1 protein-coding gene is annotated in these 1,134 nt (G+C 62.1%); it reads left to right on the forward strand.

The window, feature by feature from the left end; translation table 11 throughout:
• Positions 1-1,134: thiamine pyrophosphate-dependent dehydrogenase E1 component subunit alpha (locus ACIOVB_RS27850; protein WP_401272318.1), on the forward strand; the 1,134-nt coding region annotated here is incomplete at both ends.

Below are 1,134 nucleotides of genomic sequence, written 5' to 3' on the forward strand. Positions count from 1 at the left end.
AAAACCGACTTCTCCTACCTGCATCTGACCGATGCCGGCACGGTGCGCAAACCTTCCATCGACGTAGAACCTGCCGACACCGCCGACCTGGCCCGTGGCCTGATCCGCGTGCTCGACGATCAGGGCAACGCTCTCGGCCCTTGGGCCGAGAACGTTCCGGTCGAGATCCTCCGCAAGGGCATGCGCGCCATGCTCAAGACGCGCATCTACGACAACCGCATGGTGGTCGCCCAGCGCCAGAAAAAAATGTCGTTCTACATGCAAAGCCTTGGCGAAGAAGCCATCGGCAGCGCCCAGGCCCTGGCCTTGAACATCGACGACATGTGCTTCCCGACCTATCGCCAGCAAAGCATCCTGATGGCTCGCGACGTTCCACTGGTCGACTTGATCTGCCAACTGCTGTCCAACGAGCGCGACCCGCTCAAAGGCCGTCAGTTACCGATCATGTACTCGGTCAAGGAATCCGGTTTCTTCACCATTTCCGGCAACCTCGCCACCCAGTTCATTCAGGCGGTGGGCTGGGGCATGGCGTCGGCGATCAAGGGCGATACCAAAATCGCTTCGGCATGGATCGGTGACGGCGCTACCGCCGAATCGGACTTCCACACCGCTCTCACCTTCGCCCACGTCTACCGTGCGCCAGTGATCCTCAACGTAGTCAACAATCAATGGGCGATTTCGACCTTCCAGGCCATTGCCGGGGGTGAAGCCACCACCTTCGCCGGACGCGGTGTTGGTTGCGGTATCGCCTCGCTGCGAGTCGACGGCAACGACTTCTACGCGGTCTACGCCGCGTCTGCCTGGGCCGCCGAACGCGCCCGCCGCAACCTCGGCCCGACCATGATCGAATGGGTCACCTACCGCGCCGGCCCGCACTCGACCTCCGACGATCCCTCCAAATATCGTCCAGCCGATGACTGGAGCCACTTCCCGCTGGGCGATCCGATTGCTCGCCTGAAACAGCACCTGATCAAGGTCGGCCACTGGTCGGACGAAGAACACGCCGCCGTCAGCGCCGAGCTCGAAGCCGAAGTGATTGCCGCGCAGAAACAGGCCGAACAGTACGGCACCCTCGCCGGCGGTCAGATTCCAAGCGCCGCGACCATGTTCGAAGACGTCTACAAAGAGATGCCG

The sequence above is a fragment of the Pseudomonas sp. NPDC087639 genome, from assembly GCF_044743385.1.
Classification (GTDB): Bacteria; Pseudomonadota; Gammaproteobacteria; order Pseudomonadales; family Pseudomonadaceae; genus Aquipseudomonas.